The sequence below is a fragment of the Peteryoungia algae genome (assembly GCF_030369675.1).
In the GTDB taxonomy this organism is placed as follows: Bacteria; Pseudomonadota; Alphaproteobacteria; order Rhizobiales; family Rhizobiaceae; genus Allorhizobium; species Allorhizobium algae.
Genome location: NZ_CP128477.1, coordinates 3,118,570 through 3,135,085 on the forward strand (window position 1 = coordinate 3,118,570; position 16,516 = coordinate 3,135,085).

A 16,516-nucleotide genomic window follows, 5' to 3' on the forward strand; every position below is an offset into this window, starting at 1 on the left:
GAGTGAGTATGGCCCTCGGCTTCATCAAAAAAGTCTTCACTTTCGGCAAGGACAAGGCGGCAGATGCGCCGACCCGTCTGACGGCGGAAGAAAAGGCTGCGATCGGCGCCGAAAGCGAACCGAAGGACCGCCACGAAGACCTGCCCCTCGCCGAGGATCCGGTCATTTCGGCGGAAGTGGAGACTGCAGCGGGACCTTCCGACGACTTCTCAGAGGAAGATCTGTCCCTGGTGCCGCTCGAACTGCTTCAGGCCGAGACGAAGGAAGAGGTCCCGGCTGACAACGATCAGCAACCCCAGACTATGCAAGACACAGACGTGAGCGACAGTGTCACGGCCGCATCTGGCGATGGTCCGGAACCAGCCGTTCCGGTGCTGCCCAAGGGTTTTGCGACGGCCGAGTTGGGGGCCGCCGAGCCGGAAGCCCCCGCCCCTTCTGAAAAGCTGAGCTGGTTCCAGCGCCTCAAGGCCGGCCTGTTTCGTACCTCCTCGCAGCTCACAGGCCAGATCACCGCCCTCTTCACCAAACGCAAGCTTGACGACGAGACGCTGGAGGAACTGGAAGATCTGTTGATCCAGGCCGACCTCGGGGTCGAAACGGCGCTGCGCGTCACTGATACCCTCGCCTCCGAGCGCTACGGCAAGGATGTGACCGGCGAAGACGTCACCAGGATCATGGCGACAGAGATCGTCAAGGTTCTGAAGCCGGTGGCAAAGCCGCTCGCCCTCGATCTCAGCCACAAGCCGCATGTCATCCTTGTCGTCGGCGTCAACGGCACCGGCAAGACCACGACAATCGGCAAGCTTGCAGCCAAGCTTTCTGGCTCGGGCCTCAAGGTCATGCTGGCCGCCGGCGATACCTTCCGTGCAGCGGCGATCGAGCAGCTGAAGATCTGGGCCGACCGTACCGGCTCAACCTTTATCGGCACCAAGCTCGGCGCGGATGCAGCCGGCCTTGCCTACGAGGCCTTCGAAAAAGCGAAAGCAGAGAAATCCGATGTCCTGATCATCGATACCGCCGGCCGCCTGCAGAACAAGACGGAACTGATGGCGGAACTCGAGAAGATCGTCCGCGTCCTCGGCAAGCTCCATCCCGATGCGCCGCATACGGTTCTTCAGACGCTCGACGCGACCACGGGTCAGAACGCCCTGCAGCAGGTCGAGATCTTCCGCAACATTGCGGGGGTGAACGGCCTGATCATGACAAAGCTCGACGGCACGGCCCGTGGCGGCATCCTCGTCGCCATCGCCGCCAAGCATAAGCTGCCCGTCTATTTCATCGGCGTCGGCGAGGGTATCGACGATCTCGAGCCCTTCGAGGCGGAAGATTTCGCCAGCGCCATTGCCGGCATCGCGCGCTGAGCGCCGAAAACTTTAGGGAACGACATCAATGTCGGACACATCCACCGATACACACGCGTCCAAGGCCGAAAGACAGAACCCGCTGTTGAAGATGGCATTGGAACTCGGCCCGCTGCTGATCTTCTTCTTCGGAAACTTGCGCGGCGAGTGGCTGGCCAAGACCTTTCCGGCACTGACCGCGATCGGCGGCCCGCTTCTGATCGCCACCGCGCTGTTCATGGCCGCAACGGTACTTTCGCTGATCATTTCCAAGATCGTCTTCAAGCACCTGCCGGTCATGCCCTTCGTATCGGGGATCGTCGTCATGGTCTTTGGCGGACTCTCGATCTGGTTGCAGGACGAAACCTTCATCAAGATGAAGCCGACCATCGTCAACACGCTCTTCGGCGTTACGCTGCTTGGCGGCTTGGCCTTCGGCACCTCGCTACTCGGATATGTCTTTAATGCTGCCTTCCAGCTGGATGCCGAAGGCTGGAGAAAGCTGACGCTCCGCTGGGGCATCTTTTTCCTCTTCCTCGCGGTCCTGAACGAGGTTGTCTGGCGCAACTTCTCCGCTGACGTTTGGGTGAATTTCAAGGTCTGGGGCACCATGCCCATCACGATCCTCTTCACGCTGGCCCAGATGCCGCTGATCATGAAGCACTCGCTGGAAGAGAAGGAAGAGCAGTGAACGACGTGACCAGCCAGAGTAACGACAACTCGACGACACGTTTCTGGCTGGCGGTGACGTTTCTCGTCATCCTGGTTCAGGTCGTCTCGCAATATCTGATGGGCCGCCTCTGGATCTGCGAATGCGGCTATGTGAAGCTCTTCGAGCCAGGCGTGAATACACCCGGCAATTCACAGCATCTGTTTGATTGGTATACGCCCTCCCACATCATCCATGGCTTCCTGTTCTATGGCCTCGGATGGCTGATCATGCGCAAGAAGCCAATTGCGGCGAAACTCGCTCTTGCAGCACTCATCGAGGCTGCGTGGGAAATCCTCGAAAACTCACCGCTCGTGATCGACCGCTATCGGACCGCCACCATGGCTGTCGGTTATAGCGGAGATAGCATCCTGAATTCCGGGATGGACATGGTGGCCATGATCGCCGGCTTCTTCTTTGCGGCGCGCGTACCGATCTGGCTGACAGTCGTGATCGCACTCGCATTCGAGGCTGTCACGGCATTCGTTATCCGCGACAATCTGACTTTGAATGTCGTAATGCTGGTCTGGCCGATAGAGGTCGTGAAAACGTGGCAGGCTGCACTCTGACGATCAGGAACGCTGCAAGGCCTTCTCGATCGCCGGCATCAGCTGCGTCTCGAAACTTTCAGGATCGAACGGCCCGACCTTCTTGTAGAGGATCGTTCCGTCGGACCCGACGAGGTAGCTTTCCGGGATGCCATAGACACCCCAGTCGATCGCAGCCTTGCCGTTCGGATCGACGCCAATGGCGGCATAGGGGTTGCCGAGTTCGCCCAGGAACCGCAGCGCATTGTCGTTGCGGTCCTTGTAGTTGATACCGACGACATTGACCCGCGGATCCTTGGAAAGTTCCAGCAGCATGGGATGCTCCTGCCGACAGGGCACGCACCAGGATGCAAAGACATTGACGAGCGTGAGCTTGCCGCTGATCATCGCCGAGGTGAGGGCCGGACGCTCCGAGCCGTCGAGCCCTGCGAGCTGCAGAGCCGGCGCCTTGGTTCCGAGCAGCGCCGAAGGAATTTCCGACACGTCACGGCCCGATTGAAGCTGGGTCATGAAGATCGCCGCGAGGCCCGCGAACAGCAGGAGCGGCAAGGCTGCGATCAGGTAACGCCCGCGGCCTCTTGGCGCGGCAGGGTCCCTTCCGGATTGCTGGCTCATGCGTTCCTGTCCTGCGTAGACGATGCCGATGCCGAGCGGCGCCGGATCCCCTGTGCTTCGAGCGTCTTCAGCTCTGCCTGACGCGCGCGACCGTCGAGATAGACCCAGATGGTCAGGGCCAGACATATTCCAACCGTCAGCGCATAAGAACCGACAACATAAAAAATGTGGCTCATCCCGCATGCTCCCGACCGGCCTGGCGCGCTGCCAAGCGTCGCTGCGTACCGACGCGACGACGCCAGATCTCGTTACGCATTGCCATCAGATGCAATGTGAAAAAAAGGAAGGTGAAGGCCAGCGCCATGATCAACAACGGCCAGAGGAATTCCGGATCGACGGTCGGCCCATCAAGGCGCATGACGCTCGCCGGCTGGTGCAGCGTGTTCCACCAGTCGACGGAGAACTTGATGATCGGAATGTTGACGAAGCCGACAAGGATGAGAACCGAACTGAGCCGGGCCGCCTTCGATGGGTCGTCCATTGCACGGTTCAGCGCGATCAGTCCCAGATACATCAGGAAAAGCACGAAAACGGAGGTAAGGCGCGCATCCCAGACCCACCAGGTGCCCCACATCGGCTTCCCCCACAGGGAGCCGGTGATCAGCGCGATCAGCGTGAAGGCCGCGCCGAGGGGTGCCGCAGCCTTGTGACTGACGTCTGCGAGAGGATGGCGCCACACGAGCGTGCCGATCGCCGACAGTGCCATCACGGAGTAGCACATCATCGACAGCCAGGCGGCCGGCACGTGCACATACATGATGCGGACTGTATCGCCCTGCTGGTAGTCAGTCTCCGACGCGAAACCCAGATAGAGCCCAGCCGCAAAAAGCAGTACCGTGATGCCGGCAAACCAGGGCAGCACCCAGGCCACGAGCGCCAGGAATCGGGTCGGATTGGCGAGGTCGCCGATTTTGGTAATGGCAAGGCTGTTGTCAGTCATGATGCGTTTTAGCCTGTCTCAATCCCGCCTGCAATTGATCCTGGTCAAGCCGAAATGTCTCAGTCTGCCGCGCTGCGCAAAGCCGCCGCCGCACCCACGGGGCCGATCACGGCGAAGAGAAGCGTAATCGCCGACAGAAACATGAAAGGCGGCAGGAAAGGTGCCGGGTCCTCGACCGCCGCATAGGACGCACTGACGCCGAAGATCAGCACTGGCACGGTGAGTGGAAGCACGAGGATCGACACCAGCAGACCGCCTCGGGGCAAGGCAACAGCGACGGCGGCACCGGCTGCTCCGATGAACGTGATTGCAGGCGACCCCACCAGCAGGGTGAGCATGACGGCGCCGATAGCAACCTCGTCCATGTTCATGAAGAGGCCGAGCAACGGAGAGGCAATGACAAGAGGCAGCCCCGTCGCCACCCAGTGCGCCAGGCATTTGACGAGCACGGTGAGGACCAGCGGTGTCTCTTGCATGAGCAAGATATCGAGCGATCCGTCGTCCCTCTCGGCCTGGAAGAGCCGGTCGAGACCAAGCAGGGCCGACAATAGCGCTCCGATCCAGACAATGGCCGGACCAATGCGGGATAGAAGGTTGAGATCCGGACCGACGCCGAATGGGATGACAGCGACGACGGTCGTGAAGAAGAGCACACCGATCAGCGCGCCACCACCGGCGCGAACGGAAAGTTTCAGGTCTCTGAGGAACAGCGCCATCATGCGGAATACTCCTCCTCGACACCGTCGAATCCGAGCATTTCCAGGCTCTTGGCGCCCTCCATGCCAAGAGGCTGGTGGGTTGCGGCAATAACGATTCCGCCCGCTTGACGATGACGACGCACCAGGTCCTCGAACATCGTGTCAGCACGGCGATCGAGGGCCGCCGTCGGCTCGTCGAGTATCCAGATCGGTCGGTGCGCGACGAGAAGCCGCGCCATGGCGAAGCGTCTCTGCTGGCCGGCGGAGAGGTAGCCATAGGGGAGATGTGTGATCCCGGCGAGACCGACGGCAGAGGCCGCCGCCTCGACCTCGAGGCTTTGCCCTGCACCCAGGTCACCGAGAAAGGATTTCCAGAAAGCCAGATTTTCGGCGACCGTCAGTTCCCGCTTCATCCCGTTGCGATGTCCGAGGTAGTGGCTGAACTCTCCAGCCGCGCGGGTTTCGCCATCGTCTTCGGAGATACAAACGGCATGCCCTGTTTCCGGACGAAGAAGGCCGGCGAGAACCCTCAATAAGGTCGATTTTCCCGAGCCATTGCGCCCGGTCAATACGAGTGCTTCGCCTTCAGCCAAGGTAAAGGAAACATTAACGAAAATCAGATCGTCGCCACGGCGCGCTGAGAGATTTTCGGCATTGAGCCTGATCATGATCGCCTTCTGGCAGGATGAGGCCTGCCTCATAAAAAAATCCGTTTTCGTCCTTCGTCGGTCTGGCGCCTTTCTTAGAAATTATCTATAAGACCTGCAACCACGCCAGCGGCCGGCGTGAAGTTCATCCTTGTGCCGAACTTGGACATTGCGAGGAGCGATGTTCACGTGCGGACAGCGGAAATGGTCGTACCCGCATCCTGATGTGCATGAAGTGCATAGGCGTCCGCACGATTGTGTTGGCTATCAGAATATGCGGGGTTTCTATCCGTGGCTAAATCTCTCGACAGTTTCAATTGCCGGTCGGTCCTGACCGTCGACGGCAAGGACTATGTCTACTACAGCATCCCGAAGGCCGAAGCGAATGGCCTGACGGGTGTGTCGAAACTCCCCTACTCCATGAAAGTCCTGCTGGAGAACCTTCTCCGCAACGAGGATGGCCGCTCGGTCACCAAGAAGGACATCCAGGCCGTCGCCGAATGGCTGACCAACAAGGGGCTGGCCGAAGCGGAAATCGCCTACCGCCCGGCCCGCGTGCTGATGCAGGACTTCACCGGCGTTCCCGCTGTCGTCGACCTTGCCGCCATGCGCGATGCCATGGTCAATCTCGGCGGTGATCCGGAAAAGATCAACCCGCTGGTTCCCGTCGACCTCGTCATCGACCACTCGGTCATCGTCGATGAATTCGGCACGCCGACGGCCTTTGCCCGCAACGTTGAACTGGAGTACCAGCGCAACGGCGAGCGTTATCGCTTCCTGAAGTGGGGCCAGCAGGCCTTCAAGAACTTCCGCGTCGTTCCCCCGGGCACCGGCATCTGTCACCAGGTCAATCTGGAATACCTCGGCCAGACCGTCTGGACCAAGGATGAGGACGGCGAAACAACGGCTTATCCGGATACCTGCGTCGGCACGGACAGCCACACCACGATGATCAACGGTCTAGGCGTACTTGGTTGGGGCGTTGGCGGCATCGAAGCCGAAGCCGCCATGCTCGGCCAGCCCGTCTCCATGCTTCTGCCTGAAGTGATCGGCTTCAAGCTGACCGGCAAGGTGAAGGAAGGCGTGACCGCGACTGACCTCGTGCTGACCGTCGTGCAGATGCTGCGCAAGAAGGGCGTCGTTTCGAAGTTCGTCGAATTCTTCGGCCCCGGCCTCGACTCGATGTCGCTCGCCGACCGCGCAACGATCGGCAACATGGGTCCGGAATATGGCGCGACCTGTGGCTTCTTCCCGGTCGATGGCGAAACCATCAACTATCTGACCATGTCGGGCCGCACCAAGGACCGCATCGCCCTGGTGGAATCCTACTCCAAGGCGCAGGGCATGTGGCGCGACAGCGATGGATCGGACCTCGTCTTCACCGACACGCTTGAGCTCGACCTCGGCGATGTTGTTCCGTCCATGGCCGGCCCGAAGCGTCCGGAAGGCCGCCTGCCGCTCGAAACCATCGCACCCAACTTCGCAACCGCGCTGGAAACCGACTACAAGAAGCCGGGCCAGCTGACCAATCGTTACGCTGTCGAAGGCACCGATTATGACATTGGTCACGGTGACGTTGCCATTGCCGCTATCACCTCCTGCACCAACACCTCGAACCCGAGCGTGCTGATTGCGGCCGGTCTTCTCGCCCGCAACGCCGTTGCCAAGGGCCTGAAGTCCAAGCCGTGGGTCAAGACCTCGCTCGCACCGGGATCTCAGGTTGTCGGCGAATACCTGGCCAAGTCCGGCCTGCAGGTCTCGCTCGACGCACTCGGCTTCAATCTGGTCGGCTTCGGCTGCACGACCTGCATCGGCAATTCCGGCCCTCTGCCGGCGCCGATCTCCAAGACGATCAACGACAAGGGCCTGATCACGGCCGGCGTCCTCTCGGGCAACCGTAACTTCGAAGGTCGTATCTCTCCGGACGTTCAGGCCAACTACCTGGCCTCCCCGCCGCTGGTCGTCGCCTACGCGCTCGCCGGCACCGTCCAGAAGGACCTGACCACCGAGCCGCTCGGCGAAGACCAGAACGGCAACCCGGTCTACCTCAAGGACATTTGGCCGACCTCGCACGAAATTCAGGAATTCATCCTGAAATACGTCACCCGCGAACTTTACGAATCGAAATATGCCGACGTGTTCAAGGGCGACGCCAACTGGCAGGCCGTTCAGGTTCCCGCTGGCCAGACCTATGCGTGGGACGACAAGTCGACCTATGTGCAGAACCCGCCCTACTTCGTGGGCATGGGCAAGACCGGCTCGGGCCTGAAGAACATCAAGGGCGCCCGCGTGCTTGGGCTGTTCGGCGACAAGATCACCACCGACCACATCTCTCCGGCCGGCTCGATCAAGGCAGCGTCGCCGGCAGGTGCCTACCTGACCGAAAACGGTGTCGCGGTACCGGACTTCAACCAGTACGGCACCCGCCGTGGCAACCATGAAGTCATGATGCGCGGCACGTTTGCCAACATCCGCATCCGCAACCACATGCTCGGCCCGAACGGCAAGGAAGGTGGCTTCACCATCCACTATCCGTCCAAGGAGGAGCTGTCGATTTACGATGCAGCGATGATGTACAAGCAAGAGGGCGTCCCGCTCGTCATCTTCGCCGGTGTCGAATATGGCAATGGTTCGTCGCGTGACTGGGCCGCCAAGGGTACCAATCTGCTCGGCGTCAAGGCCGTGATTGCCCAGTCCTTCGAGCGTATCCACCGTTCGAACCTTGTCGGCATGGGCATCGTGCCCTTCACCTTCGAGGAAGGCACCACCTGGGCCTCGCTGAACCTGAAGGGTGACGAAGTCGTCACGATCGAGGGTCTGGAAGGCGAGATCAAGCCGCGCGAGAAGAAGATCGCCAAGATCACCTACTCGGACGGCACCGTAAAGGACGTACCCCTGCTCTGCCGCATCGACACGCTCGATGAGGTCACCTACATGAACAATGGTGGCATCCTGCAGACCGTTCTGCGCGATCTCGCTGCCTGATAGGTTTCTGTACGCCAGATGAAAAGCCGCCGGGCAACCGGCGGCTTTTTTCATTGCTGCCGGAATGGGAGCGTTGACAAAAATTTCACCCCTTCGTGACTTTGCGCTCGAGGGCGGAGAGGGTATCAGTGCAACGTTCAGGAAAGGCATAGCATCGGCATGTTGCAGGCAAAGACGAGGACAGGCAGACGGACGGCGTGGGCAAGGCTTGCCGCACTGTGTCTGGCACCGTTCATCGGCCTCTCAACAACTGTTGCGATGGCTGACGAATTTGCCACGCCGAAAGGTGTCGTAGAACTCTTTACCTCACAGGGCTGCCGTTCCTGCCCCCCCGCTGACCGCGCCTTCGAGCAGCTGGTCCGGGAAGGCAAGGTTGTCGCTCTGTCCTATCACGTCGACTACTGGAACTACTTGGGCTGGGCCGACACCCTGGCAACCAAGGAAAACACCGCAAGGCAGTACGCTTATGCCAAGGCCTTCGGCCGCAACGGGGTCTACACCCCCCAGGCTGTTCTGAATGGACGCGATCACCTGAAGGGCACCGATGCTGCCGAGGTCAATCGTCGCCTGGACCGGATGAATTCAAGCGGTAGAGGCCTTGTCGTCCCCGTGACGGCCTCTCGCCACGACGACCAATTGTCAATCTCGATTGGTCAGGGATCCGGCAAGGCAAATGTCGTGGTGGTGTATTTCAGCCAAAACCAGACTGTCGAGGTGCTCAAGGGCGAAAACTTCGGGAAGAGACTGGACTACTGGCACAGCGTGAACGACGTCCAGACTGTTGGGATGTGGTACGGAAAATCGCTCGAACTGACGCTTCCCGCGAACCCCATGGGCGACGACAAGAGCGACGGGATCGCCATTCTGCTTCAGGCTGCCGACAAAGCCGGCAATCCGTCCCGAATCATCGGTGCCACCGTGATGATGTCGACGGCAAAAACACTCTGATCTTATGGAAGCAGGAACTTGGTGTGGTCCGGCCCGGAAGCATTGGGGGGCTGGGGGTAAGGGGTCAATGCGCCAGACCGGACCGTTTGGCGCATCGCGCCAACCAAGTTAGTTATATACTATCTCAAAAAACGGCGGCGGTATGTTCAAATTTGGGCATCGGCACATTTATCCGTGTCGACGCGTGACGACGGTCACAGCCGACCAGAAGAGCGCGCTAGAAGCACGCCGTAGTTGTGTCGAGACGGTAGGAAAAACAGGCGGGATGGATCAGGCCAGAAGTGCGTCGTAAGCGCGGACGGACTTTAAGGCGCGCTCAGCGATGATGCTCGCATCGTCACCCGGCTTGTAGAGGCTGGAGCCAAGTCCGAAGGCACGGACGCCGACATTCCAATAGTCCGCGAAGTTTGCGTCTGAGACGCCGCCGACAGCGCCCAGCGGAAGATGTGGCGGCAGGATGGCCTTGATGGCCGCGATGCCGCTCGGTCCGAGCACGCTTGCCGGGAAGAACTTGAGTGCTGCAGCACCGCACTTCGCCGCGAGCAGGGCCTCGGTCGGCGTAAAAACTCCGGGCATTGCGACCATGCCATGCGATACCGCGCGGCGGATCACGTCGGGTTCGACATTCGGGGTGACCAGGAGATTGCCGCCGACATCGTTCAGGCGGTCAACCTGAGCAACCTCCAGAACCGTCCCTGCGCCAATCAGGACATTCGCCGGAGCGCGTTTGCGCGCTTTTTCGATGGAGACGAAGGGATCCGGTGAATTCAACGGAACCTCGATTGCCTCGAAACCGGCTTCGATCAGTACATCGACCGTGACCTCAATTTCCTCCGGCTTGATGCCGCGCAGGATGGCAACGAGATTGCGGCGAAGCGCGGGCCAGGCAACGGAGGCGGTCATGGGCTCAGTCCTTGAATTCGTGATCGAAGAGCGAAAGGGCGGATGCGAGCAGTCCCCGGCGCACAAGCACCCCGCCATCCAGCAGGACGGCTTCCCCGCCGGCCTTGGAGAGGGCCCGCGCATAAAGCCGGGTAAGCTTGCCTGTGCCGATGAGATAGGCCTTTCCGTGGCGCAGGAGGTCATCTCTGATGGCAGCGATCTCGGCGCCGATCAGGAGGCCCGAGAGACGCGCCGCAGGATTGGTCTTGGCATCCGCCGCGAGCAGGCCCTCGGCACGGATGGAAAAGAGGACGGATGTCAGCCCGAAGCCGGGTTCGAGCGCCTGTGAGACAGCCGCCTCGAAGATCTCCGGATCCGCTTCTGCGTCACCTTCCTCAGGCACGGACAGCCGGAGGATCGACTGCCGGCTAATCAGGTTGAACAACTCGCCAGTCATCACCGTCGAGAAGCGACGAACCTGACCACCCTCGACGAGAGCCCACTTGGAATGAGTTCCGGGAAGGCAGAACAGAGCATTGTCCAGACCCTGTTCCAGAGCGCCGGCGAGCTGGGTTTCCTCACCACGCATCACGTCAAACGCACCGCCTTCGCGCTGGCAGACACCAGGCAGGATGTAGACCGGCCGGCTTGCGCCTTCCGGCTGGACGGCATGCTGGAAAAGACCCACGAGAGGCGCCGGGGTCTCAACATAGGGTGCTTCACGCCAGCCTGTGCGGGCGCCTGCCATGCCGGCGATGACCACCGGCAGGTCGGATGATGCACCGAGCGCAGAAAGGTGACTTTCGAGAATGGCGGGGTAGGCAGCCCTGTCCAGGCTGCCCATACCCTCTTCGGATTGTCGTTCACCGATGACCGCGCCCTGGCTGTCGACGAGCCAGATACGCAGGTTGCTGGTGCCCCAATCGACGAGCGCGGCAAACGGTGATGCGGTCACGGCATGTCCTCAGGCGAGATCGGTCGGCAGAAGGGCTGCCGGAATATCCTGGAAGCAGACCGGCCGCAGGAAACGACGGATCGACAGCGTGCCGACAGAGGTGGCGCCAAAGTTTGTGGAGGCCGGGTAGGGGCCGCCGTGAACCATGGAATCGGCCACTTCGACACCGGTCGGGAAACCGTTGGCGAGCACGCGACCGGCCTTGCGCTCCAGGATCGGCATCAGACGTTTTCCAAGCGCTTCGTCACCATCGGCAAGATGGATCGAAGCCGTCAGCTGACCCGACAGGCTGCGCGCCATCGCGACCATCTCGTCCTCGCTATCGGCGACGACGATCAAGCCGAGCGGACCGAAGACCTCTTCGCCCAGCACATGGTTGTCGAGCCAATCCTTCGCCGTCGTCTGGAAAAGGTAAGGCGTGGCGTTGCGCAGGTCGCAAGTGGAGGTGACCAACGAGCGGACACCCTCGGTGCCTGCGATCGTGGTCGCACCCTTGCGATAGGCATCGGCAATACCATCCGTCAGCATGGTCTGGGGACCGACGGCCGAGAGGGCTTCCGTTGCCGTCTCGACAAACCTGTCGGCCTCAGCGCCCTTGAGCAGGACGACGATACCAGGATTGGTGCAGAACTGGCCGGCACCCATGGTGAGCGAACCGACCCAGCCCTTGGCCGTGGTTTCGCCACGGGTCGCGACAGCCTTTGGCAACATGAACATCGGATTGACCGAGCCAAGCTCGCCGAAGAAGGGGATGGGCTCCGGACGCTGGGCGCAAAGATCGAAGAGAGCGCGACCGCCGCCGAGCGAGCCGGTGAAGCCGACAGCCTTGATCAGCGGATGCTGGACGAGGGCCTGACCCACGTCGCGGCTGCCGCCATGCACGAGCGAGAAGACGCCCGGATGGACACCCGTGCGCTTGATCGCAGCATCGATGGCCGCGGCGACGATTTCGCCCGTGCCAGGATGGGCGTCATGCGCCTTGACGACGACAGGGCAGCCTGCAGCGAGAGCAGCAGCCGTATCGCCACCGGCCGTGGAGAAGGCGAGCGGGAAGTTCGAAGCGCCAAAGACAGCAACCGGACCGATCGGGCGCTGAACCAGCTTCAGGTCCGGGCGCGGCAGCGGCTTGCGGTCGGGCAGGGCCTCGTCATGACGACGGTCGAGATAGTCACCCTTGCGGATATGGGCGGCAAACAGGCGAAGCTGCCCGACGGTGCGGCCGCGCTCGCCGATCAGGCGCGCTTCCGGGAGGCCGGTTTCCTGAGAGCCGATTTCGGTGATCGCATCGCCACGCGCATCGATTTCTTCCGCGATCGCGTCAAGGAAAGCGGCTCGCTCTTCGCGCGTGGAATAGGCGTAGGTTTCAAATGCCTCTTCAGCAGCCTTGACTGCCTGATCGACCAGGGCAGGGGTACCCTTGGAGAAGGTGTGTGAGGAGCCCGTGGCAGGCGACGAGGCAAAGGTATCCGTGCTGGCAACCCAGTTACCGGCGATCAGGTGTTTTCCAGTCGGTGTATAGGCCATGAGATGGGCGTCCTTTTTTTGTCAGTCTTCGAAGGGAGCGACGATTTTTCGTTCCCCGCAGAGGAAGGAATCCGCCACGATGCGCAGCGGCTGATAGTCGGTGTCGCTCTGGCGGGAGCGGATGAGTTGGGCGAAGCGTTCGTAGATCCCCGCATATTCACGATCGGGGCCGGACGCCTGTTCTTCACCCCCGATATAGAGTTCCGAACCGCCCTTTGAAAGACGCAGTTCGCCGGCATTCGTCTGGACTGTGATATCCCACGTCTGCGGACCTTCCTGTCGCCAGTCGAATTCCGCAGTAACCGGCGCGCCGTCGACGGTGCGCATGGCGATGGAAGCGGCGATCGGCTGCTTCTTGTTTTCGGGGAACTCGAGAACCGAGTTCTGCACCATGATAGGATCCGGGACGATTTCCGTCAGGATTGACAAGGCGTTGATACCGGGATCGAAGACGCCGAAGCCACCCGGTTCCCAGATCCAGGCCTGGCCGGGATGCCAACGGCGCACGTCTTCCTTCCAGACGATCGAGATCGATTGGATGACCTTGTCGGAAAGCCACTGGCGAGCCGGCTCGACACCGAGCGCGAAACGCGAGTGCCAGGTTGCAAACAAGGTGACGCCAGCCTTGGTCGCGAGCTCCGACAGAGCCTCGGCTTCGCCAAGCGTCGTTGCAGGCGGCTTTTCCATCAGCACATGGCGACCGGCGGCGATAGCAGCCTTGGCCATGTCGAATCGGACTTCAGGCGGAGTGCAAAGCGACACGACCTTGATGTCCGGGCGCGCGGCCAGAAACGCTTCGAAGTCGGTGAAGTTCTCGGCACCCTCGACCTTGCCGTGACGGCTGACGCCAACGGCAACGACGAAGTCCTGACCGCCTTCGATCGACGGAATGTGCTGGTCGCGGGCGATCTTGCCGATACCGACAAGCGCGAGCGGAATACGATCTGCCATCGTCAAGGTCCTCAGTGTGCGTCCTTGCCGACCGGCGAACCGCGGCAGCCCTTCAGGAAATCGAAGTCCGCACCCGTATCGGCACCCTCGACGTGATCATGGAAGAGCTTCGCATAACCGCTTGCCGGCGGCTCGACCGACGGGCGCCAGTCTGCAAGACGGCGCTGCATCTCTTCTTCCGAAATATCAAGGTGAATGCGACGGGCGTCGACATCCAGCTCGATGAAGTCACCATTCTTGACGATCGCGAGCGGACCGCCGCGGGCCGCCTCAGGTGAGGTATGCAGGAGAACGGTCCCATAGGCGGTGCCGGACATGCGGGCATCCGATATGCGCACCATGTCGGTAATGCCCTTGCGCAGCACCTTTGGCGGCAGGCCCATATTGCCGACTTCGGCCATGCCGGGGTAGCCACGCGGACCGCAATTCTTCAGGACCATGACGCAGGTCTCGTCGATATCGAGGGCCTCGTCATCGATCTTCGCCTTGTAGTCGTCAATGTCTTCGAAGACCACGGCGCGGCCACGGTGCTTCATCAGGTGAGCCGAAGCGGCCGACGGCTTCAGGACACAGCCCTTCGGCGCGAGATTGCCCCGTAGAACGACGATACCGCCCTGCTGGGTGAGCGCCTTCTCGACCGGCAGAATGACGTCCTCGTTCCAGTTGCGAACATCCTTGACCTCGTCCCAGATGCTTTCCCCGGAAACCGTCAGTGCATCCTTATGCAATTTGCCGGCTTCGCCAAGGCGCTTGATGACGACGGGCAGACCGCCGGCATAGAAGAACTCTTCCATCAGGTACTGACCCGACGGCATCAGGTTGACAATCGTCGGGATGTCGCGGCCGAGGCGATCCCAGTCATCAAGGGTCAGGTCGATGCCGACGCGGCCCGCCATGGCGAGCAGATGCACGACAGCGTTGGTCGAGCCTCCGATCGCACCATTCACCCGGATGGCGTTTTCGAACGCTTCCTTGGTCATGATGTCGGAAGGCTTCAGGTCGTCCTTGACCATCTGCACGATGCGGCGACCCGAAAGCTGCGCCATCACCTTGCGGCGGCTGTCGACAGCCGGGATCGCGGCATTGCCCGAGAGGGCCATGCCGAGCGCTTCCACCATCGAGGCCATGGTCGAGGCTGTGCCCATGGTGTTGCAGGTACCGCTGGAGCGGGACATGGAGGCCTCGGCTTCGAGGAACTCTTCCTGGGTCATCTCACCAGCCTTCACGGCTTCGGAGAACTTCCAGAGATGCGTGCCGGAACCGACGCGCTCGCCACGGAAATAGCCATTCAGCATCGGACCGCCGGTGACGACGATCGACGGCAGGTCGGTGGAGGCGGCCGCCATGACCAGCGAGGGGGTCGTCTTGTCACAGCCGACAAGCAGCACGGCACCGTCGATCGGCTGGCCGCGCATGGCTTCTTCGACGGCGAGCGCCGCAAGGTTGCGATACATCATCGCCGTCGGGCGGAAGGTGTTTTCCGACGCCGAGAAAACCGGGATCTCGACCGGGAAGCCGCCGGCTTCCCATATGCCAGCCTTCACCTTTTCGGCCAGTTCCCGCAGGTGCCCGTTGCAGGGGGTGAGGTCAGACCATGTATTCAGGATGCCGATGACCGGGCGACCGTCGAACAGGTCATGCGGGTGCCCCTGGTTCTTCATCCAGCCACGATGATAGATCGTGTCGCGGGATGTCCCGCCATACCAGTGCTGGGATCTCAGTTGGCGCGGCCAGGCCGCCGGTTTGAACTTGCTCATGGTTTTTGTCCTGTCTCTGGGAAATGGGCGGGTCGGTTGACCGATCCGCTCAGAGCATCTTCACCTTGACGGTCTCTGCCGCGGCCTTTGCGAGTCGATTGCGCAGCGGAAGACCGAATTGCGGGGACACGATTTCGAACACGTCACCTTCCTGGGTGACGAAGCCGTCAGCGACGGAAAGGGTCGCCGTGCCATACATGTGCACGTGTAGATCTCCCGGCTGGCAGAACAGCGCATACTTGAAGTGATGATACTCCAGGTTTGCGATCGTGTGGGACATGTTGGCCTCACCCGAGAGAAAAGGCTTCTCCCAGACGGTCTGACCGCTGCGGATGATGCGCGAGGTTCCTTCGACGTGATCGGGCAAGGCGCCGACACGCAGCTCGGGTCCAAAGGATGCGGGGCGCAGCTTGGAATGGGCGAGGAACAGGTAGTTGATCTTCTCGGTCACGTGGTCGGAGAATTCATTGGCCACGGAGAAACCGAGACGATGGGCCGTACCGTCGTCTCCGATGATGTAGTAACCCGCCATTTCAGGCTCTTCGCCACCATCGAGGGCAAAGGACGGCGAGACGAGATCTTCGCCAGGCGCGACAGCGTTGAAGCCGTTGCCCTTGTAGAACCACTCGGGCTGAACGCCGATTTCGCCGGGCTTCGGCTTGCCGCCTTCCATGCCCATGCGAAACATCTTCATCGAATCGCTCATGCCGGCGGTGTCAGCATGCATGCTGTCGCGGGCGGATGCCGAACCCGTGTGGGTGAGGCCCGTACCGGTCAGGTACATATGCGCCGGATCGGGATGGCGAACCGGGCAGTCAAGCTCTCCCTCGGCCGCGAGCACAACGAGGTCCACGCTGTCACCCGCGCCCTGCTTTTCGACCAGGGTCGCGACGGTTGTGCCGGCGGCGATCGCGGCTTTGGCGAGGTCGTAAGTGGAGTTGAAACCGGGGACGAGGCGTGCAGCCTCACCCTGGCGGCAAATGACGCCGCCAGTCTTCAATTGCGAGAGAAACATAA

The 16,516-nt window shown here is 61.2% G+C and carries 16 protein-coding genes; 5 read left to right on the plus strand and 11 right to left on the minus strand.

Annotated features, from left to right (window positions below; all coding sequences use genetic code 11):
- The first annotated feature begins 8 nt into the window (after positions 1 to 8).
- From ftsY to QTL56_RS14835, 3 genes are read left to right on the plus strand one after another with little or no spacing between them, the layout of a single operon-like run.
- Complete coding sequence (gene ftsY / locus QTL56_RS14825) at positions 9 to 1,361, plus strand: signal recognition particle-docking protein FtsY (RefSeq protein WP_245137265.1); 1,353 nt, start codon at positions 9 to 11, stop codon at positions 1,359 to 1,361.
- Positions 1,362 to 1,389: 28 nt separating this feature from the next.
- Positions 1,390 to 2,031 carry a septation protein A gene (locus tag QTL56_RS14830; RefSeq protein WP_229575281.1) on the plus strand — a complete coding sequence of 214 codons (642 nt, stop codon included), beginning with the start codon at positions 1,390 to 1,392 and terminating at the stop codon, positions 2,029 to 2,031.
- A 47-nt stretch (positions 2,032 to 2,078) separates the two neighbouring features.
- Positions 2,079 to 2,618 (plus strand): DUF2585 domain-containing protein, encoded by a 540-nt coding sequence (locus QTL56_RS14835; RefSeq protein ID WP_370660364.1) that lies wholly within the window; start codon positions 2,079 to 2,081, stop codon positions 2,616 to 2,618.
- Between the two features lie 3 nt (positions 2,619 to 2,621).
- Here the strand turns inward: QTL56_RS14835 and QTL56_RS14840 are convergent, their stop codons facing one another.
- The 5 genes from QTL56_RS14840 to ccmA are packed head-to-tail and all read right to left on the minus strand — an operon-like array spanning position 2,622 to position 5,515.
- The gene (locus QTL56_RS14840; protein WP_245137264.1) at positions 2,622 to 3,212 is read right to left on the minus strand and encodes a DsbE family thiol:disulfide interchange protein; all 591 of its coding nucleotides are present in this window, start codon (positions 3,210 to 3,212) and stop codon (positions 2,622 to 2,624) included.
- Positions 3,209 to 3,388: a heme exporter protein CcmD gene (gene ccmD / locus QTL56_RS14845; RefSeq protein ID WP_245137263.1), complete on the minus strand. Its 180-nt coding sequence runs from the start codon at positions 3,386 to 3,388 to the stop codon at positions 3,209 to 3,211. Before ccmD ends, QTL56_RS14840 begins: the two co-directional genes overlap by 4 nt.
- Entirely contained in the window at positions 3,385 to 4,152 is a 768-nt protein-coding gene (locus QTL56_RS14850; protein WP_245137262.1) for a heme ABC transporter permease, read from the minus strand. Before QTL56_RS14850 ends, ccmD begins: the two co-directional genes overlap by 4 nt.
- 59 nt (positions 4,153 to 4,211) lie before the next feature.
- Positions 4,212 to 4,871: a heme exporter protein CcmB gene (gene ccmB, locus QTL56_RS14855; protein WP_229575285.1), complete on the minus strand. Its 660-nt coding sequence runs from the start codon at positions 4,869 to 4,871 to the stop codon at positions 4,212 to 4,214.
- Positions 4,868 to 5,515: a heme ABC exporter ATP-binding protein CcmA gene (gene ccmA / locus QTL56_RS14860; protein ID WP_245137482.1), complete on the minus strand. Its 648-nt coding sequence runs from the start codon at positions 5,513 to 5,515 to the stop codon at positions 4,868 to 4,870. The genes ccmB and ccmA overlap by 4 nt, the downstream gene beginning before the upstream one ends.
- A 273-nt stretch (positions 5,516 to 5,788) precedes the next feature.
- On the opposite strand from ccmA, the gene acnA reads away from it, so the two are divergent.
- Positions 5,789 to 8,482: an aconitate hydratase AcnA gene (gene acnA, locus QTL56_RS14865; protein WP_245137261.1), complete on the plus strand. Its 2,694-nt coding sequence runs from the start codon at positions 5,789 to 5,791 to the stop codon at positions 8,480 to 8,482.
- A 258-nt stretch (positions 8,483 to 8,740) separates the two neighbouring features.
- Positions 8,741 to 9,430: a DUF1223 domain-containing protein gene (locus QTL56_RS14870; protein ID WP_229575287.1), complete on the plus strand. Its 690-nt coding sequence runs from the start codon at positions 8,741 to 8,743 to the stop codon at positions 9,428 to 9,430.
- Positions 9,431 to 9,700: 270 nt separating this feature from the next.
- Here the strand turns inward: QTL56_RS14870 and QTL56_RS14875 are convergent, their stop codons facing one another.
- From QTL56_RS14875 to araD1, 6 genes are read right to left on the minus strand one after another with little or no spacing between them, the layout of a single operon-like run.
- Positions 9,701 to 10,333, minus strand: a complete 633-nt coding sequence (locus tag QTL56_RS14875) for a 2-dehydro-3-deoxy-6-phosphogalactonate aldolase (RefSeq protein WP_245137260.1) — start codon at positions 10,331 to 10,333, stop codon at positions 9,701 to 9,703.
- A 4-nt stretch (positions 10,334 to 10,337) separates the two neighbouring features.
- Positions 10,338 to 11,267, minus strand: a complete 930-nt coding sequence (locus QTL56_RS14880; protein WP_245137259.1) for a 2-dehydro-3-deoxygalactonokinase — start codon at positions 11,265 to 11,267, stop codon at positions 10,338 to 10,340.
- Between the two features lie 9 nt (positions 11,268 to 11,276).
- Positions 11,277 to 12,791 (minus strand): aldehyde dehydrogenase (NADP(+)), encoded by a 1,515-nt coding sequence (locus QTL56_RS14885; RefSeq protein WP_245137258.1) that lies wholly within the window; start codon positions 12,789 to 12,791, stop codon positions 11,277 to 11,279.
- 21 nt (positions 12,792 to 12,812) lie between these two features.
- Positions 12,813 to 13,742 (minus strand): Gfo/Idh/MocA family protein, encoded by a 930-nt coding sequence (locus tag QTL56_RS14890; protein ID WP_245137257.1) that lies wholly within the window; start codon positions 13,740 to 13,742, stop codon positions 12,813 to 12,815.
- Positions 13,743 to 13,753: 11 nt separating this feature from the next.
- Positions 13,754 to 15,499 (minus strand): L-arabinonate dehydratase, encoded by a 1,746-nt coding sequence (gene araD / locus QTL56_RS14895; protein ID WP_229575292.1) that lies wholly within the window; start codon positions 15,497 to 15,499, stop codon positions 13,754 to 13,756.
- Positions 15,500 to 15,548: 49 nt separating this feature from the next.
- A complete protein-coding gene (araD1, locus tag QTL56_RS14900) occupies positions 15,549 to 16,514 on the minus strand; it encodes an AraD1 family protein (protein ID WP_245137256.1) in 966 nt (321 codons plus the stop codon).
- Positions 16,515 to 16,516: the final 2 nt, after the last annotated feature.